The sequence below is a fragment of the Mesorhizobium sp. CA6 genome (assembly GCF_020165035.1).
Classification (GTDB): domain Bacteria; phylum Pseudomonadota; class Alphaproteobacteria; order Rhizobiales; family Rhizobiaceae; genus Mesorhizobium.
Window position 1 is genome coordinate 1 of record NZ_JAIUHI010000024.1, and the last position, 23,094, is coordinate 23,094.

A 23,094-nucleotide genomic window follows, 5' to 3' on the forward strand; every position below is an offset into this window, starting at 1 on the left:
GGGGAGAGGTGGCTCGGCGAAGCCGAGACGGAGTGGGGGTCGACCAGCGCTGCATAAGATAATGCATGCGCCAAGCTTCCATGCACGCTATCGCCAAAGGCCAGCCGCCTGGAAATGTGCATGCCGTAGACGAAGTGGGAAGAGGTGGCTCGGCGCGCAGCGCCGAGATGGGGCGGGGCTGGCGTCTGCGATCACGGCCAAACGCGCCCACACTGAACAGTCTGTAGAGCGGCTCGCCGTTTCCATGAACCGAAGAACCGCCTAGAGTTCCGCACGACAGACTGGAACCATCGGGGAGGGGAGCATCGCGATGAACCAAGCCAAGCCGCACGATCCGAGACCGCTTTCGGAAATCGCCAGCTATCACGCCCATATTTATTACGGCGATGAAGCGCAGCGCCGGCAGGCCGAATGGCTGCGCCAGCGCATCGGCGAGCGTTTTCGCGTGCGGCTCGGCAACTGGCGCGACGAGCCGGTCGGCCCGCACGAGCAGTCCATGTACCAGGTCTCCTTCGCCACCGAGATCTTCGCCACGCTGGTCCCCTGGCTGATGCTGAACCACGGCGGCCTGAGCATCCTCATCCACCCCAACACCACCAACCCCAAGCGCGACCACCTGATCGACCCTATCTGGATAGGGCAGGCGTTGCCGGTGAAGGGGGAGGTGCTCGGCGAGGAGGACGAGGCGGAAGAGGCGCTGGAGGTGAATACTGAGCCGACGCTGGAAGTGTGAGGGGAGGCGGGACTCGCTTACCGGTGGAAGCGTAGCGACGCGCTCAGACAGGCTCGAAAACACCGAATGTCGGCAGAAACCTATAGATCGACGCAAACGCTGTCCGCTCGCCCGAAGGAATCCAAGTAAGTTCCGGATGCTGAATATCAGGCAGCCGCCGTTCCATTTCTCGCACCTCATAAGGTGTGATTTTAGGTATGCGAATGTTAAACGGTTCGCTCCCAGACTTATAGAAGGGGAGTGCAGCAAGATTGCTTTGCTGGAACGCAGCTGCAGTTCGATTCGAGGTTATCACCCACCCCAACGTGCACATCGGAGCACCATCGCGATATCGGAAATAGCAGACTTGTTCGGCGCGTCGCTTCATATCTTGTTCGATGCCGGCATCTGCGTCGGATATGGCTTTGGCTAAAAGATCGCTAAACGCTTGTCTGCCCAAGCGCGCGAGGCCGCCGCTTTCCATCTCTCCAGGCTTAGTATCCTCAGTCACATACTCAGGAAATTCGCCTAGAAGACGGCTCATTTCGATTGGTCTCTTGTCGGCTTCAGTGGGGAAGCTGATTGCGAACGTTACCGCGACAAAGGACCCATCGGCGACTGTCCTTCCCACAGTCTCAATGTCGCTAACCATAGTTCGTTGAAGTGTATCGTCATAATCCAACCAGACTACGGAGCGCTTCGTGAAATCTAACTTCGGCAAGACAGTTGTGGACATGCCGAATTCCATCTTCACACAAGAAAGCGGGACGTTTCTGCGAAACCGCTCTTGGATCGTTTCGTCGTCGGTACCTTCGAAACTTATCATATCTGCGATACCGGCATGACGATGCATCATGCGATGATCGATAAAGGCAACCGATCCCATTCCAATATATTGGTAGGTCTCAGTCGGGCAGAATCTCAGGCGTTTCACCAGCTCTACCAACATAGCCCGTTCGGCATGCTTGGCGGGTCGAAGGCGATAGTCGATCTTGCGGAAGCTGTCGGTCAAAGGTCGTCCTCGACGACCAAGCGCTGATAAGCATACTCGAAACTGCGGACACCAACGTCCTTTGCGGCACGTACCTCAAGTTTTGCCGCAAGTTGCCCGACCTCAGATTCAGGTTTCTTGTAAGATATCGACTTCAGAGCAGGCCCGCGCCTAATCGGAGCGCTATACGAAAACGCCGGACGCTCTGGCAGATCAGCGATGGGCGTCGACGTTGAACCTCTAAGTGAAGTTGACAGTTCTCTGTCACCCTCTTCGAGATCGGTCTCACGATCAAGCTCGTTCAAGAAATCAATAACTGGTCGAGTAGCTGTCACAAGGCGACCGATCAACATCCTGTATGCCGGGTCCTCGTAGTCTAGACCAGTCTTTGTGGTGTTCCACGGAAGTTTTTCCGACTTAGAACAATCTAGGAATGCATAACCGCGAAAGCGTGAGAACTGATTGTGATATCGAGGAATGCCAATTCCACCGCCGCCAGCGATGTCGCCCCATCCCGTTGCTGATGATTGGTCGGCTTCGACGATACAGCGACCGTTGCAGAAAACATACCATCCGGCTTGCGCTTGGTTGGACGATCCGACACCTGCGAAAATACGTGTGCGCAAGGGCGGACCGTCCCCAAGTTTATCTTCAAAGCGCTGATGCAATGGATCAATACCCGATCCGGTCTGAAGCTGCCATTCGTTCGGAATAATAGCCTCGTCGTTGATATAGATCGCAAACCCGTTTCTCATGAAATGCTGTTGAGCAGTTCGGATCCTGGTTACGAGATTACGACGGAAATAATCTTGCTTGAAGAGTTCCGAAACTCCAGGATACAGGTCCCAGCACCGAATGGTTGTTCCAACTCCTATCTTCCCGGCGGTATTATCCTCCAGGTCTTCAATTCGGAAGTCCCATGAGCGCTCAGTGAGCCATTTCTGTACGTCAACATCGATCCTGTAGGAATGCTGAGTATCAGCAGTCTTAACTTCAAATCGCCTGCCCATCTTGAACAAGGCGCGCTTCATCCCGACCCCGAACTGTCCGACTGAATTGGGTGTCTCAGTAAAGCCGGCGGCGCGCCCGAATTTGAAAGCATACTTTCGGGCGACATCGAGCGCGATTCCGCCGCAGTTGTCGGCGACTATGAACTCTTCCGGGGTAACTGTCAGGCGGGCATGAAGGTCATTGTACCTTTGACCACCGGCCATATCTTCGCCGATCGCTTCCGTGGCGTCCCGGAGGCGCTTTGCACCATCGATACAATTGTCTACTAGATCAGCCAACGCGCGATCCAGCGCGATGTCGCGAGTAATCGTATCTACAAAGAATTCTTTTGTAGGGGATGCATCAACAGCTAGCGGGTCGTCTTTGGCAGATTCTTGGCCGTTCTGCTGTGTTGGTTCAGTCACTTCCGGTCCCCCAATTTTTTGATGATAGCGGCGAACAACCGTCGCCAGCAAGAGGGTAATAGGGTATGTCGACTAGGATGCCTTCGAATGATATCATCCTAGCGGATTTGTTTTGTGGCTGCTCCGGCCTCGGCCTCGGCGCGCGGCAGGCTGGCTTTGCCGTCGGCGCATCGGTGGATACCGATCCGATTTTGACCAGTTCTCATGCCACGAATTTCCCTAACGGCAAACTTCGTCTTGGCGACATTGCGGATCTTACGGGCAATGATCTTAAGTCGATGATTGGAAAAAGCATCGACGGCATCGTGGGGGGGCCGCCATGCCAGGGCTTTAGCGAGATTGGGCGCTCTAATCCCGATGACCCCCGCCGCCTCCTTTTGTATCACTTTTTTCGAGTAGTCGCGGAGGCGCGCCCCCGATTTTTTTTGATGGAAAATGTACGTGGGTTGGCGAACCGCAAAAACCGCCCGTTTCTGGAATCCGCGTTGCAGCAAGTCGCCGATCAATACGAGATTGTTGGACCTATAATGGTCGATGGCTCTGAATTTGGCGCAGCGACAAGGCGGCCGCGCATTTTCGTAGTCGGATATGATAAGCGGTATGTTGATAATTTTAACGAAACCGATCTCCTTGCTGAACGCTGTCTCCCAGCTACAGTGGCGGATGCGATCGGCGATCTTCACCACGCCATCGCCATCAGCGGAGCCGATGGATTTGATGTTTGGGAACTCCCCGAAACCACGGATCGTTCCGCATATGCAAGGGCGCTAGCCTCGAATGACGGAAAGACAACCGGTCACCGTCGCACCATTCATAGGGTCGAAATTGCAGAAAGATTTGCCTCTGTTCTACAAGGGGAGATGGACGAAATCGGTCGACACCCGAGGCTCGCGTGGGGCGGACAATGTCCAACAATCCGCGCCGGAACGGGACCTGATAAGGGGTCCCGTCAAGCAGTGCGTCCCTTGCACCCTGACGAGCCCCGCGTGATCACGGTACGCGAGGCTGCGCGACTTCAGGGCTTTCCAGACTGGTTCAAATTCCATCCGACCGTTTGGCATAGTTTCCGAATGATTGGGAATAGCGTCTCGCCGATTGTCGCACAAAGACTATTTTCGGCCGTACGGAAGAAGCTGTCAGTAGGCGCTTCGCTGCAAGCTGCCGAGTGAATTGTGCCGTGGATCGACTTAGTCCTGAGCGACGCTCCTACCTCATGTCCCGTGTGCGGAGCAAAGATACCACTCCAGAGATGGTGGTGAGGAAGCTTGTTCACCGACTTGGGTACCGATTTCGCCTCCATAGTTGCTCGCTTCCTGGAAAGCCGGATCTTGTTTTTCCGAGTAGGAAGAAAATTATATTTGTGCACGGGTGCTTTTGGCACCGTCACCTCGGATGTGCGAAGGCAACCGTTCCGAAGTCGCATACCGATTTCTGGCAGGAAAAATTCGACAAGAATGTTCGGCGGGATCAGCATCTGGTGACCGAGCTTTCTGCCCAAGGGTGGGAGATTATGGTGGTTTGGCAGTGCGAGACGAACGATGGTGACAGCCTGCGAGCGAAACTAGTTCGTTTTTTAGAAGGTCGAGTACCTACGAGCGGCCTCTTTGCTTGCCTCCATGAGGAGCGACCTTGATCCTCGAATCGGTCAAAATCTTTAGGCTGCGCTCGCCGCGGAGTTGCCGGCTGAAGTTTCATAGTGAGTGAGAGCGTGTATGAAAGGTCGCCTGAATTGGGGAGGGACAACTCCCTCACCGAACAACTTGGTCGCCGGCAAGACGCCCTATGGTCGTTTATTGTTCCGGTGCTGACGTCGGATTGAAAATGTCCTTGGCCTCGATCTCGTGCCGGCCTTGCCGCCGGCGACGGCGCTGAACCAGCCCCAGAGGGTGACTTCGACCAGATTAGACCGGCCCCGCCTAACCCCTCAACCTTCCTCCGGCACCACAAACGAAAGCGCGATCAGGTCGTCGACGTCGATGCCGCCGTAGCCATTGTCCAGCACGTCCGCGACCTTTTGAAAGGCCAGCATGTCATCCATGCTGAGCTTGGCTTCCCTCAGCCTGTCTTGCAAGCCCGCCACCTTGGTTTCCAGGATCCTGGACGTCTCGATCATGCTTGCCTCCGTTGCTGTCCAACGCCGCGTTCCACACGCTCAGCATCAGGCACGTGAACACGACCGGCCCGATGAAAAGGCCGATCGCCACGGCCGCCGCAATGCCCATCCGCTCCGCTTTCGTGGCGATCCTTGCAAGGCCGTCATCGGCCGGGACGAGATTGGAAAGATCGCCGTGTTGGAGCGCGCTGTTGTCGTTTACGGCCGTCGGGGGCATCTCCCACCGCTCTCGGAAAGCAAGCTGCTGCTCGCCAAAGGGTTCGCGGGCACTCATCCGCATAGGTTACACCCCCGAAAACGCCGCCTTGCCGTGGCGTTCGAAAAGCGCCAGCTTGGCCGAATAGCCAAGCCTGAGCTTGGTCTTGCAGGCATCGCACCGGAAGGTGCTCACCGACTTGAACCATGAACCGTTCCTGATGATCGGCCGGCGGCAATTCGGGCATTCATAGCGGAGACTCACGTCCCGCAACTCCTCGGAAATCGACATTGTCCACCTCTGTCCCCAGCCCCTGTTCTTTCTTCGGATGCCCACCACCTGGGAGCAGGTGGCGGGCGATCCAGCCAACTGACGATGAAGGGACTGATTGCTCGTCAGCGCAGCCCTAATGAGATCGCAGGGATTATGTTTCGCGCGATGGACCAATGCGCTGGCGAATGGGACCTCAGTCGGAGAGAGGGCCCATCTGTGGAACCCAATGTTCTTCGGCGCCTATCATGGGCAGGCGGGGTCTGGACTTCTCAGATCCATTCCGAACCATAGGAACATTAGCGCGCCCTAAGGGTTCTCTCAGCAAGGATCGCATACCCAGGTGGAACCATGGCCGAGTTGGCATTCGCTTTTGTGTACTATTCGGGGCTGACCGGACCCGACATGCTGGGTGCGGTCGTGTCTTTGACCGCGGGGCTTCTTCTCTACAACGTTGTGCGGGAAGACCGGCCAAACCGATAACCAGCCCGATAATCATGAGCGGCCCGGCTCGAAAGCAGGTGGTGTCCGCGAGCCTGACCGGCGGGGGGAATGGACTGGAGACAGGGCGCCTGCCGAACGAAGGACGCTTGGAGCAGCCGCTCTAAGGAACATTAGCGAACGCTAATTATTAATCCTCCATAGGAGGACCTGCCATGCACAGCATTATCTATCTCATCGGCCTCGTCGTCGTCATTCTCGCCATCTTGAGCTTTTTCGGGCTTAGACGGTAAGGGCAACCAAAGCGGCCGGCACGGTCGCCAGACATCCCGGTTTCAAATTCGACAGCGCCAATATCATGGCGCCAGACAAGGAAACCCGCGGCTGGAGGTGGCTGCGGATATCTTCGCCGGTGTCTTGGAACGCCTGCGTGCTGCAGCAGTTCTGTCGATGCATTCGTCGCCGCCCGTTGCCGAAATCAAACGGCAGCGGGAACTGCGTCAGCGGCTCGACAGCCAATGGCAGGCGTTATGACGGCCAGCCGCCGGGTCATTCACCCCCCGGCCAACCGTGGCAGCAGGAAAATCTCCGCCCCCTCGGGCAACTCCTTGCTCCACGTATCCCGATAGATCGTCCCGTCGATCGCCACGGCAATTCCCCGATCGATCCAGGGCTCGATCCCGGGATACTGTTCCGCCAGCTTGCGGAACAGCTCCCTGATGTCCTTGGCCTCGATCTCGTGCTTGGCCTTGCCGCCGGCGACGGCGCTGAGCGAGCCCCAGAGGGTGACGGCGACCATTAGCGCCTCAAGGTGTGTCGATATTTCAGGTGAGGCCGGCCTGCGAATGAAGGCTTCCTGCGCTTCCGGTGCTCACGTACGTCAAGTACGCTCCGCTCCGGTTCTCGGAAGCCATCATTCTCGGCTCGGCCTGACCTGAATCTCACCACACCTTGCCCTAGCTTGGATACCTCTCAGCCTTCCCGCTCCGCCTCCAGCGCCGCCAGGATGCGCGGCGGCGACATCGGGATGTGGGTCATGCGCACGCCCACCGCGTTCGACACCGCGTTGGCGATCGCCGCCAGCGGCGGCACGATCGAGGTTTCGCCCACGCCGCGCACGCCATAGGGGTGGTTGGGGTTGGGGATTTCCAGGATCTGCGTGTCGATCATCGGCAGGTCGGAGCAGACCGGGATGCGGTAGTCGAGGAAGCCGGCGTTCTGCAGCCGCCCGTCCTTGCCGTAGATATACTCCTCGTTGAGCGCCCAGCCGATGCCTTGCGCGGCACCGCCCTGGTACTGGCCCTCGACATAGGTCGGGTGCACCGCCTTGCCGGCGTCCTGCACCACCGTGTAGCGGATCACCCTGGTCGCGCCGGTCTCGGGGTCGACCTCGATGTCGCAGATATGGGTGGCGAAGGAGACGCCGGCGCCGTCGGCGACGAGCTCGCTATGGCCGGCGATCGGACCGCCGGTCGTGCCCGACTTGGCGGCGATGTCCTTCAGCGACAGCGGCGAGAGGTTGCCGTATTTCTCGCCCTTGGCGATGGCGTGGCCCTTTTCCCAGGTCACGTCCTCCACCGGGATGTCCCACATCTGCGCGGCTCGATCCTTGAGAATCTTGATCGCGTTGCGCGCGGCCGAGATCGTCGCCATCGAAGAGGAGAAGGTGCCGCGGCTGCCGTCGGTCATGTCGTTGTAGCCCAGCGAGGACGTGTCGGCGACGATCGCCTTGACGTTGGAGTAGTCGATGCCGAGCTCCTCCGCCGCCACCAGCGACAGCGAGGCGCGGGACCCGCCGACATCGACCGTGCCGACGGCCAGCGACACCGTGCCGTCCATGCCGATGTTCAGATCCGTGCAGGTCTGGCCGCCGAAGTTGAACCAGAAGCCGCAAGCCATGCCGCGCCCCTGGTTGGCTTTCAGCGGCGCCTTCATATGCGGATGGCTCTTCACCGCTTCCAGCGTCGGCCCGATGCCGATCGGTCCGTAGACCGGGCCGTAGGACGAGCGCGTGCCTTCCTGCGCGGCGTTCTTGATGCGGAAGTCCACCGCATCCATGCCGAGCTCCTTGGCGAGCTCGTCCACCGCGCTTTCCACGGCAAAGGCGGCCATCGGCGCGGAGGGCGCGCGATAGGCCGCGGTCTTCGGCCGGTTGACCAGCACTTCGTAGCCGACCGTCTTGACGTTCTCGAGCTTGTAGCAGGCGAAGGCCGTCATGGCGCCGATCTCGGCCCAGGAGCCGGCGTAGGGGCCGCAGCTATAGCGCAGCGTCGCTTCCGCCGCGGTGATCGTGCCGTCCTTCCTGGCGCCGATCTTGACGTCGATCGAGGTGGCGCTGGTCGGGCCCGAGGCGCGAAAAACCTCGTCGCGGGTCATCACCAGTTTTACGGGGCGGCCGGCCTTTCTGGACAAGGCAAGCGCCACCGGTTCGGCCCAGACATGGGTCTTGCCGCCGAAGCCGCCGCCGATCTCCGACGAGGTGACGCGCAGCTTCGAGGCTTCGAGCCCAAGCAACTGGGCGCAATGCTGGCGATAGACGAAATGGCCCTGCGTGCACACCCAAAGCTCCGCCGTGCCGTCCGGGTTGACGCTCGCCACGCAGGCATGCGGCTCGATATAGCCCTGATGCGTCTGCTCGGTCTTGAACGAGCGCTCGACGATGAAATCGGCCTCGGCGAAACCCTTGTGGACATCGCCATGGCCGAACTGGGTCCGCTTGGTGACGTTGGAGGGCTTGGCCGGCTTTTCCTCCAGGCCCTCGGTATAGACCTGATCGTTGATCAGCGGCGCATGGTGCTGCGCCGCCTCGTCGACATCGGTGACATGCGGCAGCACTTCATAGTCGACCTCGATCAGCTTCAGCGCCTGGCGGGCGGTGCGGGCGTCGATCGCCGCTACCGCGGCCACCGCATGGCCGTCATAGAGGGCCTTCTTGCGCGCCATGCAGTTGTCGAGGATGTCGTACATGGCGGCATCGCCGTCGGTGAGGTCGGGCAGGTCCTTCGCCGTGATCACCGCCTTCACGCCGGCGAGCTTTTCCGCCTTCGACGTGTTGATGCTTTTGATCACCGCATGCGCGTGCGGGCTGCGCAGCACGCGGCCAACCAGCTGGCCGGCCATGTTGAAGTCGGCGCCGTAGCGAGCGCGTCCCGTCACCTTGTCGACGCCGTCGGGGCGGACCGGCCGGGTGCCGACCGAGGAGAAATTGCGTCCGGAGTAGCGCGGATCGAAGTTCATGATCAGGCTCCCTTCATCACGTTTGCCGCATCCTGGACGGCGCGCACGATCTTGTCATAGCCGGTGCAGCGGCAGAGATTGCCGGCCAGCCCAAAGCGGATTTCCTCCTCGGTGGGCGAGGGGTTCTTCTCCAGCAGGTCCTTGGCCGCGATCAGGAAGCCCGGGGTGCAGATGCCGCATTGCAAGGCCGCATGCTCCAGAAATTTCTGCTGCAGCGGATGCAGCTGGTCGCCATGCGCCATGCCTTCGATGGTCTCGACCTTGCGGCCCTCGGCTTCTGCGCCCAGCACCAGGCAGGAGCAGACCAGCCTGCCGTCGACGATGACGCTGCAGGCGCCGCAGTCGCCGGTGCCGCAGCCTTCCTTGGCGCCGGTGAGCCCCAGCCGGTCGCGCAGCACGTCCAGCAGCGTCTCATCGGGCTGGCACAGATATTCGACGGCGTCGCCGTTGATCGTGGTTGATACAGCTATACCGGCCATTATTTGCCTCCCGCACGCGTGTAGGCGGTCGTTGCGGCTCTCTGCGCCAGCACGCCCGCGACTTTCCGTCTGAATTCGATGGTGCCGCGCTTGTCGTCGATCGGGCGGCAAGCGCCGGAGCAGATCTTCGCCAGCCGCTCCAGCGTTTCTTCGTCGAGCTTCGAGCCGACCAGCACTTGCCCGGCTTCCTCGACCAGAAGCACCGTGGGTGCGGCGGCGCCGAGCGCCACGCGGGCGGTCTTGATCGCGCCCTTCTCGTCCAGCGTCAGGTTGACGCCGGCGCTCACCACCGCGATGTCCATCTCGGTGCGCGGAATGAAACGCAGATAGGCGTCGCCCGCATGCTCAGGCCGCTTGTCGAGCAGAATCGCCTCGATCATCTCGCCCTTGGCCAGAGACGTGCGGCCGGGTCCGGTCGGCACGGCTTCCACGGCAATCGTGCGCTTGCCCGAAGGCCCGGCGACGACTGCTTGTGCCGCGGCCGCGACCAGCGCCGGCACGCTGTCGGCGGCGGGCGAGGCATTGCAAAGATTGCCGGTGATGGTGCAGCGGCCCTGCACCTGCTTGGAGCCGATCAGGTTGGCCGCCTCGACGACGCCGGGCCATGCCTGCTTGAGCGCCTTGTTCTCGCCCAGCACCGCGCAGGGCACCGCGGCGCCGATCCGAAAACCGTCGGCCGTTTCGGCAATGTCGGCCAGGCCGCCGATCGCCTTGATGTCGACGATCAGCTCGGGCTCGATGAAGCCGCCCTTCATCCTCACCAAAAGGTCGCTGCCCCCGGCCAGGATCGCGGCCGGGCCTACTGCCTTGGCGAGCTCGCCAACGGCATCTTCGATTGAAAGCGGACGTATGTAACGCATCGTCTCCCCTTGGTGGTCATAATCGGATCGCCCGTTATAAAGCGTCTGGTTATAATGGCCATCCCGTTCGTGCATGTCCGGGTTGGGCCAGAGCCCTATTCCAGATGCGCCCAGAGGGCGGGCCAGGGCCAGGCCGCGCGACAGAGCCGGATGCGGCAATCGCCCAGGCGGAGCCATTCATGCGATTAACGCCACGCGCGTCGCCTATTGCCCGCGTGGCGGCGTTGGCGAAGCAGCGCCGACCGTGCGGAATGGTCGAAAATGGCTTTGAGACAAGGCAGGGGGCGTCGGCTCGCAAAAAAATGGCCAAGAAGTTCGCATTTCTTTTGGTGCGCGATTTCACCTTGTCGCCGCTGTCGCTGTTCATCGACACGCTGAGGCTCGCCGGCGACGAGGGCGACCGCAGCCGCAGGATCGAGTTCGACTGGGAGATCGTCGGCGAGCGCGGCCTGCCGATCCGCGCCAGCTGCGGCGTCGAATTGCTGCCAACGAGAGCGATGGGCAATCCGGAGGATTTCGACAATGTCGTGGTGGTCGGCGGCCTGCTCGACACCAGCCGCAAGCTGAGTTCGGAAAAGGAGGCGTTCCTGTTGCGCGCTGCGCAGAAGGGCGTGCCGCTCACCGCGCTCTGCACCGGCAGCTTCGTGCTGGCGCGCTACGGCCTGCTCGACGGCTACAGCGCTGCGGTCAGCTGGTTCCACATCAAGGATTTTCGCGCCGAGTTCCCCGATGTGAACGCGCATGCCGACAGCCTCTATTCCGTCGACCGCGGCCGCGCCACTTGCGCCGGCGGCACGGGCGCGGCCGATCTCGCCGGCTATTTCGTCTCGCAATTCATCGGCCGGAAGGCGGCGGAAAAGGCGGCCAAGATTCTCGTGCTCGACCGTATCCGCTCCAGCCGCGACGTGCAGCCGGTCGGCGACCTTTTTCCAGCGGCCGCGAGCCGCGCGGTGAAGCGGGCGCTGCTCCTGATGGAAAGCAATCTGCAGGAGCCGATCCCGATCGCCGAGATCGCCGCCAGGCAGAACTGCTCGCGCCGCCAGCTCGAGCGCCTGTTCGGCGCCGAGCTCGGCATCGGCCCGATGGCCGCCTATCTTGCGCTCAGGGTTCACTATGCCAGATCGCTGCTGGAAGGCAGCGACCTCGCGATCGGCGAGATCGCCTATCGCTGCGGCTTTGCCAATGCCGGCCATTTCAGCCGTGTCTTTCGCCAACAGGCCGGCATCACGCCGACCAATCTCAGGCACCCGAACCGGGCAGCGGCGAGTGACATCGCCAGATAGCGGTCCCTGTGCACGACTTCGGCTAGCTGGTCCCTATGTCACGGCGATGACCTTCCCCGTCGCACTAAGGCGACACAGGACCTTCGCTTGTCGAACTTGGATGCCGCCTGGAAGCGCATAGTTTATTCGCACCTCGATCGGCGCCGCCAGACCGGCTTTGCGTTGGCGCATCGGACCGGCACTGACCGCGTATACGCGCACAGCACCAAGCGGCGTCGTGGCCGACATGATCGCCGCGCGGCAAGCGCTCACGACTTTGGGCGGCGTGCCTGGCTTCGCTTTCAGCGATACAAGGGGCGCAAAAGGATACCCCGCTCCAAACCGCCCGAACTCCCCGCCACGTGCGCTGGAAGGTTTGAGGACGGATGGCAGGCTGATCGCGGCTGTTGCGCTTTTTGCAGAGAAAACGGTGGGGTTGTCGGGGGGCGCGGTATCCCCGGTGCCTGACGTTGCCGTGCCGGCACCCGTCGACACGCCCGCGCTTGCGCTGCCTGCAGCGTCACCCGTCGAAACGCTGGCGCCGATGGACCCGGTACCAGCATTCGCGGACGCGCCAAGGCTCGCCCCTCCTGCGCCTGCCGACGCGCCAAGGCTGACGCCGCCTGAGCTCACCGACGCGCCAACGCTTGCGCCGCCCAAGCCGCCGACATTTGCCCCCAAGCCAGCGGAGACACCTTGTGATCCGGCGCCCAGTCCAGCGCCGACGCCAATGCCGCCGACCTTGCCGCCACCGCCGACATCAAGGGCGGCCGCCGGCCCGGTAGCGGCTGCGATCATCAAAGCGACCGCCACGTATTTGCCCATTTCAGGACCCCTCCTGGGCATGCGTTCGTGCCAATCCAAATGTACTGCTGACCATCATCATCGAGGCGGGGTCGGAAGCAACGCGTCGGGGAGAGTGATCGTCGTCGCCACCAGAACCCGTTTCGGTGATCTTGGGATCTTCGCTCTGTTCTTATCCTGCAAGCCTGTTCGGCGGACAGCTTGGCCATTCTGGCTGGCAAGTGGAACCGCGGCGGAACGCGTCCCGGGTGCACGCTCCGTCTGCGCTGTGTGGCGCGCACTTTGCGCCTTGACGAGGTCGATCGCCTTTCGCGCAGCGGTGAGAGCGACGGACATGTCGGTCAGCTTTTGCCGCTCCTGCTCCAGCGCTGCACTCAAGTCGGCAGACGCCTGCTTCGCGGCGTCTCTTTCCCGACGGGCGTCATCGGCATCGCTTGCGGCCGAAACCGCGCGCGTGTGTTCCAGATCCAATGCCTGGTTGACATGCTTTGCGGCAGTAACCGCCAGCTGGAGGTCCTTTAGGGCGGTGGCCCGCTCGGCCGCAGCCAGATTTGCGCGTTTCTGATCGGCCTCGCCGGCCTGGCGAGCCATGGCGAGTTGGTGCTCGAATTGTTCGACCTTATGGCGCTCTTCGGCAACCGATTGATTTGCCTCGGCCAGGGATACTTCCACAGCGTTGCGTGCTTCGTTTGCAGAAATCAACTGTGCCTTCAAGTCTTTGATGACGCGCTGCGCCGCTTCCAGATCGAGTTTGAGGGTTCCGTTGCTTTGGTTCGCCTCTCTCAGGGCCTTTGTCTGCTCTGCGGAGGTGCTGGCCAACAGCCTTGCCTGGGCGCTTGCTGTGCGCTCGGCATCCTGACTCAGGCCCAGTTGCGCTTTTGTCGACGCCAGTTCGCCTCGCGCTGCCGCGATCTGTTGCTGGATTTCGGCGCTGTTGTCTGGGGGAGATACCGCCGCCAAAAGGAGGATGCATCCGGGAATGGCGCTCCACCTCCAGTGGCGCATGCTGAAGCGAACCCACGCCGGGCGCGGGTCGTCTTCGAACTCCTCGTAAGATCCATGTATGGACGTCACTGGCCACGGTCCTCTGTCTGCCGGTATTCTTCGCGATGCTCAAGAAACACGTCATAGCGGCTGTGCGCAAAATTAAGATTTTCGGTCTTGGCGGTTCGCTCCGTGTTGAACTCCATCTACAGATTGGACAACTTGTATTTTGCGCAGTTGACGGGCTGCTTATACCAGGTACGCCTTTAGGGGCAGGATGCATCATCCAAATGGACTAGATGTCATGACTGATCGTCTCGGAGCAGAACTTCTCGGTGGCGGGCTGATCAATGTCGGGCAGTCTAAGCGCGCGGTTGCTGCCGCGCAAAATGATGAGGGTCCGCGATGGCCCTGGTCGGGTCGCATGACCGGTCTGGCCGATTGCGCCGGCGCGCAAACGAGCCGTAGCTTCGTGACGAGCGGCGCGCCGCTGTTTCAACAGTCGAATTCGCCTTCGGAACGCCATGCCGCATTATCCCGACGCCATGCCTGGATCGAAAACCCTGTTCGAGCGCGCCAGGAAGGTGATGCCGGGCGGCAATACGCGCACCACGGTCTTCGTCGATCCGTTTCCGATCTACGCCGCGCGCGGCGAGGGGTGCAGGATCTGGGACGTCGACGGCAATGCCTATTACGACTGCATCAACAATTTCACCGCGATGATCCATGGCTATGCGCATCCCGATGTCACCGCGGCCGTCGTCGAGCAGCTGCCCTTCGGCACCGCTTTCGGCGCCCCGACGCTGAGCGAGATCGAGCTTGCCGAGCTGCTGGTCGAGCGGCTGCCCTCCGTCGACCAGATCCGCTTCACCAACTCCGGCACCGAGGGTGTGATGATGGCGATCAAGGCTGCGCGCGCCTTCACTGCGCGGCCGAAGATCGTCAAGATCGAAGGCGCCTATCACGGATCCTACGATTTCGCCGAAGTCAGCCTGGACTCCTCACCGGCGAACTGGGGCGACCTGCCCAGGTCGACGCCCTATGCAAAGGGCACGCCGCGCGGCGTGCTGGACGATGTTATTGCCGTGCCCTTCAACGACACCGAGGCACTGCGCGCCGTCTTCGCCACCGACGGCGAGACTATCGCGGCCGTGCTGATCGACCCGATGCCCAACCGTGCCGGCCTCATACCGGCGCGCCGCGACTACCTCCACGCCATGGTCGAGATCGCCCATGCCGCAGGTGCGCTCGTCATCTTCGACGAGGTGATCTCGTTTCGGCTGGGATGGTCTGGCGCGCAAGGCTTGTGGGGCATTGAGCCCGACCTGACGGCGCTGGGCAAGATCATTGGCGGCGGCTTTCCAGTCGGCGCCGTCGGCGGGCGCGCCGATATCATGGCGGTGTTCGATCCGACCGCAGGCAAGCCCGCACTGCCGCATGGCGGCACCTTCACCGCCAATCCGGTGACCATGCGCGCCGGCCTTGCCTCGATGCGGGCGCTGACGAAAGAAAGTTTTGCCCATCTTGATCGGCTTGGCGCATCGTTGCGCGAAGGGATTACCGCCTCATTCGAAAAGCATGGGCTTGCCGGCCAATGCGTCGGCCTTGGCTCGCTGTTCAAGGTTCATTTCACGTCGCATCCCGTCACGGATTACCGCTCGATCTACCCAGGGCCGGTCGAGCACAGGAAGTTCGACACCTTCCACAAGGGTTTGCTTGGCCGCGGCGTCCTGTCCGCCAGCTACGGCCTGTTCGCGTTGTCGACGCCGATGACCGAGGAAGATGCCAGCGCCATGCTTCAAGCGATCGACGAGACCTTGGGCGACGTCGCCGCGCAGTCGTGAAAGCAGGCGGACCACAGATGACAGCTTCTCCTCATGTCGTGGTGATCGGAGCCGGCACGCTGGGCATGTGCACGGCGCTCAACCTCGTCGAGCAGGGCGCGCGCGTGACCGTGCTCGAAGCGCACTCGATTGCCTCGGGGTCGAGCGGCCGGTCCGTCGGCGTCGTCGGATCGCAATTCACCGACCCGTTCGAGATCATGCTGCGCGTCCATTCGCTGCGCCGGTTCCGCGAATGGGAAGGCGAGGGGCTTCGGTTCAACCATATCGGCTATCTGCGGCTGGCGCGTACGCCCGCGCAGATGGAGCTCTTCGCGAGATCGGTCGAAATCCAGGCCGAGGCGGGGCTGAGGTCGCGTCTCGTCCGCGCGAACGAGCTCAGGGATCTTGTTCCGCACATCAATCCCGACGGCCTCGAAGGCGGATTGTTCGGGCCCGACAATGGCTTCCTCGATCCCCACGAGATGTGCAATTTCCTGGCCCGCATCGTCCGTGCCAAGGGCGGCGAAATCCGTCAGTACCGCAAGCTGGTCGGGGTGCAACGGCGCCCGGGCGGCTACATGCTGGAAACCGATGGCGGCCCGGTCGATCGCGAGCGACGACTGATCGATTGCGATGTCGTGGTCAATGCGGGCGGCGCCTGGGCGCCGCAAGTCGCCGCGCTTTTCGGCCAGCGCCTCCACATCTGGCCCGAGCGCCACGAGGCCGTCGTCATCCATCTTGACGAGCCGCTCGGCTACACGATGCCGATGGTGATGGACCTCGTGAACGGCGAAGGCAGCGGGCTCAACTTCCGCCACGAAAAACCAGGCGAGCTGATCGCCGAAATCCACAAAGTGAATTCGATCGCGCCGGAGGACCCCGACAATTACAACGACCAGTGCGAGGAGCAGTCGAAGGTCGATCTGGCCGAGCTGCTTTTGGAACGCGTGCCCGACCTGCCGGGCGCGCGACTCGGCCGGGGGTGGGCGGGCCTTTATCCCGTCACTGCCGACCATCGCCCCTTCGTCGGACCATTCGATGCCTCGGAGCCGACGCTGATCACCGCTGCCGGCGCCGGCGGCTATGGCATCCAGCTCGCCCCTGTGATCGGCCAGATCGCGGCCGACTGGGTGCTTCAGGGTGCGCCGGTTTCGGTGCCCGGTTCGCAGAGCCTGGCGCCGTCGGCCGAGCGCAACGTCCTCGGTCACTGACCGATGCATCAAGCTGGCCCCTGACGCGTAAGATGCGAGCGTCCCCGTTAACCATCGATTAACTATCCGGTCGCCTTTAATAGGGTTCTGGAGGATACTGATTTCGGCCGCGAGCGAAGAGTTCACGACGGCCGAAATGAGAAAAGAAGCGACTGATACCGTCGCCATTCTGCCGGGGAGGCGCCCAGCATCTTTTGATGAGGAGCGCCGGAATGAATATCGAGGAAGCAGTCACTGCAGCGACGGCAGGGTCAGGCGCGCTCCTGTCCTGTCTTGGCCAGCCGGTCGTGGCATATCACGTCACGGCCATCATGCGCGAAACCGACGCAAGACATGCGCGGCAGATGCAGCTCGCCTTGCTGCGGCGGAGCATCGAGGCCCTTGTCGAGGACGGCCTCGAGGACATCGAGGCCAAACGCTTCGCATCGCAGTTCCACGGTCGCGTCGGCTCGGCATGGGATCTTCTGCATATGGCCGGCGACACGTCGCATTGATCCTTGCCGCGTGCGCTTTTGCCGGGCCGGCTATGTAACACTCCCGTCATGAGATAGACTGTCGGCCGCGACTGGGCTGACCTTCATGGAGTGGGGGACATGCGATGCAGGCGATACCGATAGCGCATCCGGCGGAAGCGCCGGTCGCCCGAGCGATACCGTCGCTGGCTGATTATCCCGCCGCTGCCTTGTGCTGGTTGCTTTCGGCCGGCGTCTATATCGCGGCAAAGTGGGTGGCGCCGGAAATGCCGCCCTGGGGGCTATGCTTCTGGCGGCTGGCGCTCGCCTGCCTCATTCTTTTGCCGATCGTGCACCGCCATCACGGCGCCATGCTGGCGCTGCTCAAATCGCGGCCGCTGGAGATCGTTGCCGTCGGCGCCATCGGCCTGACGCTCTGCCAAGGGATGATCTACCATGGCCTCAACGACACCGACGCCACCACGGCCGGCATCATCATGGCGATGTCGCCGATCATAACCATGGTACTGGCGCGTCTCGTGCTGGGCGAGCCGCTCGGGCTCTGGAAGTCGCTCGGCGCGGTTGCAGCACTTGCCGGCATGCTGGTGATCGTCGCGCATGGCAAGCTGGACGCGCTGGTGCAACTGCGCTTCAACATCGGCGAATTGTGGATCGTCGGCAGCGCCTTCTGCTGGGCGCTCTATACGGTGCTGCTCCGCCGCTCAAAATTCGGCCTCGAGCTCCTGCCACTGGTGGTCCTTCTGCTTGGCGCCGGCGCGCTGGTGGCGCTGCCGTTCCACCTTTGGGAAATCTTCAACGACGAGCGCTCCGCCTTGAATGCCGACGGCCTGCTCGCGCTTGCCTATCTGGCGGGTCCCGGCGGCGCGCTGATGTACTATCTCTATAACCAAAGCGTGGAGACCCTCGGCGCCAGCCGGGCAAGCATGTTGCTCTATCTGCAGACCTTGTTCGTCGCCGTGCTCGCCTACCTGCTGCTCGGAGAGAGCCTGCACGATTACGATCTGCTCGGCGCGGCCTTCATCGTGGTCGGGGTCGTGCTGGCGACGGCGATCAAGTCGAGGCCGGTTCCGGCAAAGGCGTGAACGAGCGGCCACGTCCCTTGATAGACATATGCGGCTGCCCGAGCCGCCAAGTCGATCCGGTTCCTTGGGCGGTGAGCCGTCCGGACCAAGCTTTCCTAAATTAGCCAATTTTGCTATTGGCTGCCCCTTCGCAGCGTCGGCCAAGGCCGAAGGGGATCATGGCGATCGACAAGCGCGTGGACGCATGAACGGCGGTCAGCACATGCTGGAACTGCGCGTGCTTGGCGATTTTCAGGTCACGCGCGACGGCGAGCCGCTTCACCTGCCGCCATCGCGCAAGACGCGGGCGCTGCTCGCCTACCTCGCCGTCACCGCCAGGCAGCACCAGCGCGAGCGGCTGTGCGAGATATTCTGGGACATCCCGGACGATCCGCGCGGCGCCTTGCGCTGGAGCCTGTCCAAGATCCGCCAGGTGCTGGGCGCCGACGAATCCGTTCTTGCCGCCGATCGCAATGCTGTCGCGCTCAACATCGAAACGGACTATGCGCGGCTGGCGCCGCTGGTGAAGGCCGATCTTTCATCACGCTCGACCGAGGAGCTCGAAGCCGCCCTGGCCTCGATCCGAGGCGGCTTTCTTGCCGATCTCTCGCTCGAACGCTGCTTCGACTATGAAGCCTGGCGGCAGGCCATCGCCAGCGAGGTCGAGATCGTCGAGCTTGGCATCCTGCGCGAGCTGGTCGAGCGCCTGGGGAATGAGCCGCGACGCGCGCTGCCGTTCGCCCGGCGTCTGCGCCGCCTGGCGCCCGACGACGCCAGTATAGCCGCCGAGATCGAGGCGCTGGAGGACAAGGTCCGGTCGGCCGCCGCTCAAGCCACGGGACGCGCGCCGCAGTCCGCTCCCCTCGCGCCGCCGTCGAAGCCTGCCGCGTCGCCACAGGATCCCGGCCGCGCCGTGCAGTTCTGCCGGGCTCTCGACGGCACCAGGCTCGCCCATGCCAGCACCGGCAGTGGCCCGGCGATCCTGCGCGCCGCGCACTGGATGTCGCATCTCACCTTCGACTGGGACAGCCCGATCTGGCGGCATTGGATGCGGGAATTGTCACGTCACAACCGGCTGGTGCGCTATGACGAGCGCTGCAATGGCCTGTCGCAAAGGCACGTCGTCGACATCTCGTTCGAAACCATGGTGTCGGATCTCGAATGCGTGGTCGACGCAACCGGGCTCGACCGCTTTACCTTGCTCGGCCTGTCGCAGAGCTGCGCGGTTTCGATCGCCTATGCCATCCGCCACCCCGAGAGAGTGTCGGGCATGATCCTCTACGGCGGCTACGTCAAAGGCTGGCGGGCGCGCGGTGACGCCGGCGAGATCGCGACGCGCGAGGCCGTGGCGACGCTGATGCGCGAGAGCTGGGGCAAGCCGAACCCGATGTTTCGCCAGGCCTTCTGCTCCATGTTCATTCCTGGCGCCACGCACGAGCATTTCGCCTGGATGGACGATTTGATGCTGCGCACCGTCTCGCCCGACGATGCCTGGCGTCTTCAGAACGCCTTTTCGGTGATCGATGTCAGCGACTTGCTGGACAAGGTGCGCGTGCCGACCCTGGTGTTGCATGCGCGCGACGACAACGTGGCGCCGGTGGAGTCGGGCCGCACCATGGCCGCCGGCATTCCCGGTGCCCGCTTCATCGAGCTCGATAGCCAGAACCATATCCTGCTCGAAGGCGAGCCCGCCTTTGAGGAGTTCATCGACCACGTCCGCGCCTTCATCGCCGAGACGGCGGGCGGGTAACCGGGCACTCGCGAAGCCCTCAGCCGCCGATGAGCGGCACGGTGAACACCGTCGCCGTGCCGGTGAGGCAAAGCTCGCCCGCTTCGTTGCGCACCGATGTCTCCAGCTTCGTGATCGGCTTGTCGGCGCGCACCTCCTTGACCTCGACGCGGCCGGTGATCATTTCGCCGACGCCGACCGCCTTGACGAATTTCCACGAGACTTCGAGGAACACCGAGCCGGGGCCGGGGAGGTCTTCCGCGACCACCGCGTTCAGGATGCCGGACGTGACGCCGCCCTGCACGATGAGCTTGCCGAAGACCGAAGCCTCGGCCAGCGCCTTGTCGTAATGCAGCGGATTACGATCGCCGGTCATCTCGGCAAAGGCGTCGATATCCTGCGGCTGCGTGCGCCGCGAGCGTTCGGCAAAGGCGCCCACCTTTGGCCGGCCCTTGATGACACCGACCCACCCGTCCTTCATCACATGCACAGTCATGGTCTTGCTCCAGTTCGGTTGCGGGAAAAATCGGCCGGCGGCCCGTCCTGGTTGGCCGGCGCTCGATAGGTCGAGGGCTTCGATGCGGTAGCGCGGCGGGCCGGCATGGGTTGCCCGGCCAGCGCCTGCACCTCGGCCTTCAGGACGGCGCTGAATCGGCGATGCCGCTCGCCGAGATCGTCAAGCGTCCAATCGAAGCCGGCGATGGCGTCCGTGGTGTCGAGGATCTGGTTGGCGATCATGTCGCGCTGCTGCTGCCAGACCGCGAATGCTGCCTCGGACCCACTGAGGATTGCCCGCGCGAGGCTCTCGGCGTCGCGCAGCGCGTCGGAAATGCCGTGCGAGGTGATCGGATCGCGGAAGAAGCCGGCGTCGCCCACCAGCGCCCAGCCCGGGCCGTGCGGCTGGCGGATATAGCCCGGCACGCCGCGGAACGCCTGCAGGCGCGCATCCTTGGGTGCCCGGGCCGCCTGTGCTGCCAGTGTCGGGGAAAGCGTCTCGAGCACATCCATCCGGGCGCGGGCGTGGCCGAGGCGGAAGCGCTGGTCGAACAGGCCTGTCGGCACCGAAGCGACGATGCAGGCGAGGCTGTCATTGGTCGGGATTAACGAGCCGGCGATCCCGTCGCGGAAGTACCAGTGATAGCCGGCGCCCGGCTCGACTGGCGCATAGCCATAGACATGGGCAGCCGACACCGCGCCGCGCCGCAAGGGCTGGGCGTCGACGCATTTTGCCACCAGCGAGCCGATGCCATCGGCGCCGACGACGATATCGGCGCTGACCCGCACGGCAGTACGGCCGGCGGCGCGGATCTCGATGCCGCGCACGCGGCCACGCGTGTCGGCAAAAAGACCGCCGACCGCGACCTCGTGCAGGATCTCCGCGCCGGCCTTGCGCGCCGCATCGACCAGGATGCGGTCGAGCACGGTGCGCCGCGGCGCGATGAGGCCGGGGAGGTCCGAGCTAGCGGCAAGGGGGATGGTGATCTCCTCGTCGCCATAATGGAAGGTCGTCGTCTCGATGAGCGGCGTGCCGGCCTTGAGCAGCGGCTCGAGCAGACCCCAGCGCCAAAGCTGCAACACGGCCGGTCGCATCAGCGCATGCGTCGACAGCATGTCGGATCCATAAGGCTTGCGGTCGATCGCAAGCACCTTGAGGCCGGCGCGCGCAAGCAGCATCGCCGTCGCCGCGCCCGCGCAGCGCGCGCCGACGACGATAGCGTCGTAATGGCCATGCTTCGGAGCGGCCATAGGGAGATGAGGTTGTTTGCCATGTTCAAGTCCTCAGGCCGCCTTGCGGGCGTTGCAATCGAGATAACGGGAGATTTCAGCGGCGATCGCCTCGGCATCCGCGCCGACGCCGCCGATGAAGTTGGAATCGCGTTTGCGCAGAAAGCGGAAGCCGAGCGCGTAGAGACCCGGCACGCTGGTGACGCCGCCCTGATGCGCCAGCTCGCCATCGGCGCCGAGCGCCAGCGGCTCCAGCCAGCCGAACGAGCGCGCATAGCCGGTTGCCCAGACGATGCTGCGGATCGATCCGTCCGTCAGCGAAAGCCGCGCCGCGCACGTCGCCGGCCTCGCCACCGGCTCGGGCCGGTACGGTGTCGTCATACCCGCGAAGCGATCGATCTGGTCGAGTAGGCGCGCTTGCTTCGCTTCGGCTGCCGCGATGTGCTGGCCAAGATCGCCGGCGAAGCCGATCTCGCGGTCGCCGACGCCATGCACCCGCCCGGTGAGTTCCACGCCGAGCGCCTGCAGCGTGGCGAGATCGACATCTGCCCTGTCCGGTCGGCCGGCGAGCTGCAGCGATGGCTGGCGCCGGGCGCCTTCCGGATCGGCGAGGTCTTCCTGGCGCTGTGCCATCAAGCCCATTTCGCAAAGCCAGAAGAAGATATCCTGGCCGCGCCATGTTCTGGGCAGGCGTGTATGCTTGCCGACCGAAAGCACCACGCGCCGCCCGGCGCGGACGAGCTCGTCGGCGATCTGCACGCCTGAGGACGAGGCGCCGACAACCAGCACACCGCCGCCCGGCAGCTCGCCAGGCGAGCGATATTGCGAAGCGTGGATGCTGAGCGGTCCGCGAAGCATCTCAGCCGAAAAAGGGATGACCGCCCGGTCGCAATGTCCCGTCGCGACGACGACCGCGCGTGCCGACAGCTCGCCGGCGCTGGTTCGCAAGGCGAAGCCTTCGACGGTCCGCCTGGCAGCGATGACCTCGACATTGGTCTCGACGGGTGCATTCCATTGCCAGGCGTAGCGTTCCAGGCTTTCCACGAAAGCCTCCTTGGTCATGAAGCCGTCCGGATCGCCGCCCTCGTAGGGCGAGCCGGGCAGGGCGTTCAGCCAGTTCGGCGTGAGCAGCCTGAGCGAGCGCCAGCTCTGCGAACGCCAGCGCTCGCCGATGCGGCCGCGCTCCAGCACGGCATGGTCGATGCCGGCCTGGCCGAGGCAATGGCTGAGCGCAAGCCCGGCCTGGCCCGCGCCGATGATGACGACGTCCGAGCGTCTCATGGTTCATTTCCGTCTCGGCAGGCGGCG

23 protein-coding genes are annotated in these 23,094 nt (G+C 63.0%); 10 read left to right on the forward strand and 13 right to left on the reverse strand.

Annotated features, from left to right (window positions below; all coding sequences use genetic code 11):
* The first annotated feature begins 310 nt into the window (after positions 1-310).
* Positions 311-733, forward strand: a complete 423-nt coding sequence (locus LB526_RS26700; protein WP_224630336.1) for a DOPA 4,5-dioxygenase family protein — start codon at positions 311-313, stop codon at positions 731-733.
* A 43-nt stretch (positions 734-776) separates the two neighbouring features.
* Here LB526_RS26700 and LB526_RS26705 read toward each other — a convergent pair whose 3' ends face one another.
* The gene (locus LB526_RS26705; protein ID WP_224630337.1) at positions 777-1,724 is read right to left on the reverse strand and encodes an O-methyltransferase; all 948 of its coding nucleotides are present in this window, start codon (positions 1,722-1,724) and stop codon (positions 777-779) included.
* Positions 1,721-3,118, reverse strand: a complete 1,398-nt coding sequence (locus LB526_RS26710; RefSeq protein WP_224630338.1) for an ATP-binding protein — start codon at positions 3,116-3,118, stop codon at positions 1,721-1,723. Before LB526_RS26710 ends, LB526_RS26705 begins: the two co-directional genes overlap by 4 nt.
* Before the next feature lie 77 nt (positions 3,119-3,195).
* Between LB526_RS26710 and LB526_RS26715 the strand changes: the two genes are divergently transcribed.
* Both LB526_RS26715 and LB526_RS26720 read left to right on the forward strand, forming a co-directional pair.
* Positions 3,196-4,287 (forward strand): DNA cytosine methyltransferase, encoded by a 1,092-nt coding sequence (locus LB526_RS26715; protein ID WP_224630339.1) that lies wholly within the window; start codon positions 3,196-3,198, stop codon positions 4,285-4,287.
* Between the two features lie 8 nt (positions 4,288-4,295).
* Complete coding sequence (locus tag LB526_RS26720; protein WP_224630340.1) at positions 4,296-4,751, forward strand: very short patch repair endonuclease; 456 nt, start codon at positions 4,296-4,298, stop codon at positions 4,749-4,751.
* Positions 4,752-5,042: 291 nt separating this feature from the next.
* Here LB526_RS26720 and LB526_RS26725 read toward each other — a convergent pair whose 3' ends face one another.
* Together LB526_RS26725 and LB526_RS26730 are read right to left on the reverse strand one after the other, a co-directional pair.
* A complete protein-coding gene (locus LB526_RS26725; RefSeq protein WP_224630341.1) occupies positions 5,043-5,231 on the reverse strand; it encodes a hypothetical protein in 189 nt (62 codons plus the stop codon).
* Between the two features lie 283 nt (positions 5,232-5,514).
* Positions 5,515-5,691 carry a hypothetical protein gene (locus LB526_RS26730; protein WP_224548393.1) on the reverse strand — a complete coding sequence of 59 codons (177 nt, stop codon included), beginning with the start codon at positions 5,689-5,691 and terminating at the stop codon, positions 5,515-5,517.
* An 837-nt stretch (positions 5,692-6,528) separates the two neighbouring features.
* Between LB526_RS26730 and LB526_RS26735 the strand changes: the two genes are divergently transcribed.
* Entirely contained in the window at positions 6,529-6,672 is a 144-nt protein-coding gene (locus LB526_RS26735) for a hypothetical protein (protein WP_224630342.1), read from the forward strand.
* A 19-nt stretch (positions 6,673-6,691) separates the two neighbouring features.
* Here LB526_RS26735 and LB526_RS26740 read toward each other — a convergent pair whose 3' ends face one another.
* From LB526_RS26740 to LB526_RS26755, 4 genes are all read right to left on the reverse strand, one after another.
* Positions 6,692-6,937, reverse strand: coding sequence for a MoaD/ThiS family protein (locus tag LB526_RS26740; RefSeq protein WP_140726707.1), 246 nt, complete (start codon positions 6,935-6,937; stop codon positions 6,692-6,694).
* Between the two features lie 173 nt (positions 6,938-7,110).
* Positions 7,111-9,375: a xanthine dehydrogenase family protein molybdopterin-binding subunit gene (locus LB526_RS26745; protein WP_224630343.1), complete on the reverse strand. Its 2,265-nt coding sequence runs from the start codon at positions 9,373-9,375 to the stop codon at positions 7,111-7,113.
* 2 nt (positions 9,376-9,377) lie between these two features.
* Positions 9,378-9,854 (reverse strand): (2Fe-2S)-binding protein, encoded by a 477-nt coding sequence (locus LB526_RS26750; RefSeq protein WP_095768250.1) that lies wholly within the window; start codon positions 9,852-9,854, stop codon positions 9,378-9,380.
* Positions 9,854-10,714: an FAD binding domain-containing protein gene (locus LB526_RS26755; protein WP_224630344.1), complete on the reverse strand. Its 861-nt coding sequence runs from the start codon at positions 10,712-10,714 to the stop codon at positions 9,854-9,856. Before LB526_RS26755 ends, LB526_RS26750 begins: the two co-directional genes overlap by 1 nt.
* A 302-nt stretch (positions 10,715-11,016) precedes the next feature.
* On the opposite strand from LB526_RS26755, the gene LB526_RS26760 reads away from it, so the two are divergent.
* Positions 11,017-11,997, forward strand: a complete 981-nt coding sequence (locus LB526_RS26760) for a GlxA family transcriptional regulator (protein ID WP_224607889.1) — start codon at positions 11,017-11,019, stop codon at positions 11,995-11,997.
* Between the two features lie 33 nt (positions 11,998-12,030).
* On the opposite strand, the gene LB526_RS26765 is transcribed toward LB526_RS26760, so the two are convergent.
* Positions 12,031-12,801: a hypothetical protein gene (locus LB526_RS26765; RefSeq protein WP_224630345.1), complete on the reverse strand. Its 771-nt coding sequence runs from the start codon at positions 12,799-12,801 to the stop codon at positions 12,031-12,033.
* Between the two features lie 57 nt (positions 12,802-12,858).
* A complete protein-coding gene (locus tag LB526_RS26770) occupies positions 12,859-13,854 on the reverse strand; it encodes a hypothetical protein (RefSeq protein ID WP_224630346.1) in 996 nt (331 codons plus the stop codon).
* Between the two features lie 434 nt (positions 13,855-14,288).
* On the opposite strand from LB526_RS26770, the gene LB526_RS26775 reads away from it, so the two are divergent.
* The 5 genes from LB526_RS26775 to LB526_RS26795 all read left to right on the forward strand — a co-directional run bounded on the left by LB526_RS26775 (position 14,289) and on the right by LB526_RS26795 (position 20,082).
* Entirely contained in the window at positions 14,289-15,608 is a 1,320-nt protein-coding gene (locus LB526_RS26775; protein ID WP_224630347.1) for an aspartate aminotransferase family protein, read from the forward strand.
* Positions 15,609-15,625: 17 nt separating this feature from the next.
* Positions 15,626-16,798, forward strand: coding sequence for an NAD(P)/FAD-dependent oxidoreductase (locus LB526_RS26780; RefSeq protein WP_224630348.1), 1,173 nt, complete (start codon positions 15,626-15,628; stop codon positions 16,796-16,798).
* 212 nt (positions 16,799-17,010) lie between these two features.
* Positions 17,011-17,292, forward strand: a complete 282-nt coding sequence (locus LB526_RS26785) for a hypothetical protein (protein ID WP_224630349.1) — start codon at positions 17,011-17,013, stop codon at positions 17,290-17,292.
* A 104-nt stretch (positions 17,293-17,396) separates the two neighbouring features.
* Entirely contained in the window at positions 17,397-18,353 is a 957-nt protein-coding gene (locus LB526_RS26790; RefSeq protein WP_224630350.1) for a DMT family transporter, read from the forward strand.
* A 184-nt stretch (positions 18,354-18,537) separates the two neighbouring features.
* Positions 18,538-20,082 carry an alpha/beta fold hydrolase gene (locus LB526_RS26795; protein ID WP_224630351.1) on the forward strand — a complete coding sequence of 515 codons (1,545 nt, stop codon included), beginning with the start codon at positions 18,538-18,540 and terminating at the stop codon, positions 20,080-20,082.
* Between the two features lie 19 nt (positions 20,083-20,101).
* Here LB526_RS26795 and LB526_RS26800 read toward each other — a convergent pair whose 3' ends face one another.
* The 3 genes from LB526_RS26800 to LB526_RS26810 are packed head-to-tail and all read right to left on the reverse strand — an operon-like array spanning position 20,102 to position 23,067.
* Positions 20,102-20,557, reverse strand: coding sequence for a MaoC family dehydratase (locus LB526_RS26800; RefSeq protein ID WP_224630352.1), 456 nt, complete (start codon positions 20,555-20,557; stop codon positions 20,102-20,104).
* Positions 20,554-21,807: an NAD(P)/FAD-dependent oxidoreductase gene (locus LB526_RS26805; RefSeq protein ID WP_224630353.1), complete on the reverse strand. Its 1,254-nt coding sequence runs from the start codon at positions 21,805-21,807 to the stop codon at positions 20,554-20,556. The genes LB526_RS26800 and LB526_RS26805 overlap by 4 nt, the downstream gene beginning before the upstream one ends.
* 33 nt (positions 21,808-21,840) lie before the next feature.
* The gene (locus LB526_RS26810; protein WP_224630354.1) at positions 21,841-23,067 is read right to left on the reverse strand and encodes a flavin-containing monooxygenase; all 1,227 of its coding nucleotides are present in this window, start codon (positions 23,065-23,067) and stop codon (positions 21,841-21,843) included.
* Between the last annotated feature and the right edge of the window lie 27 nt (positions 23,068-23,094).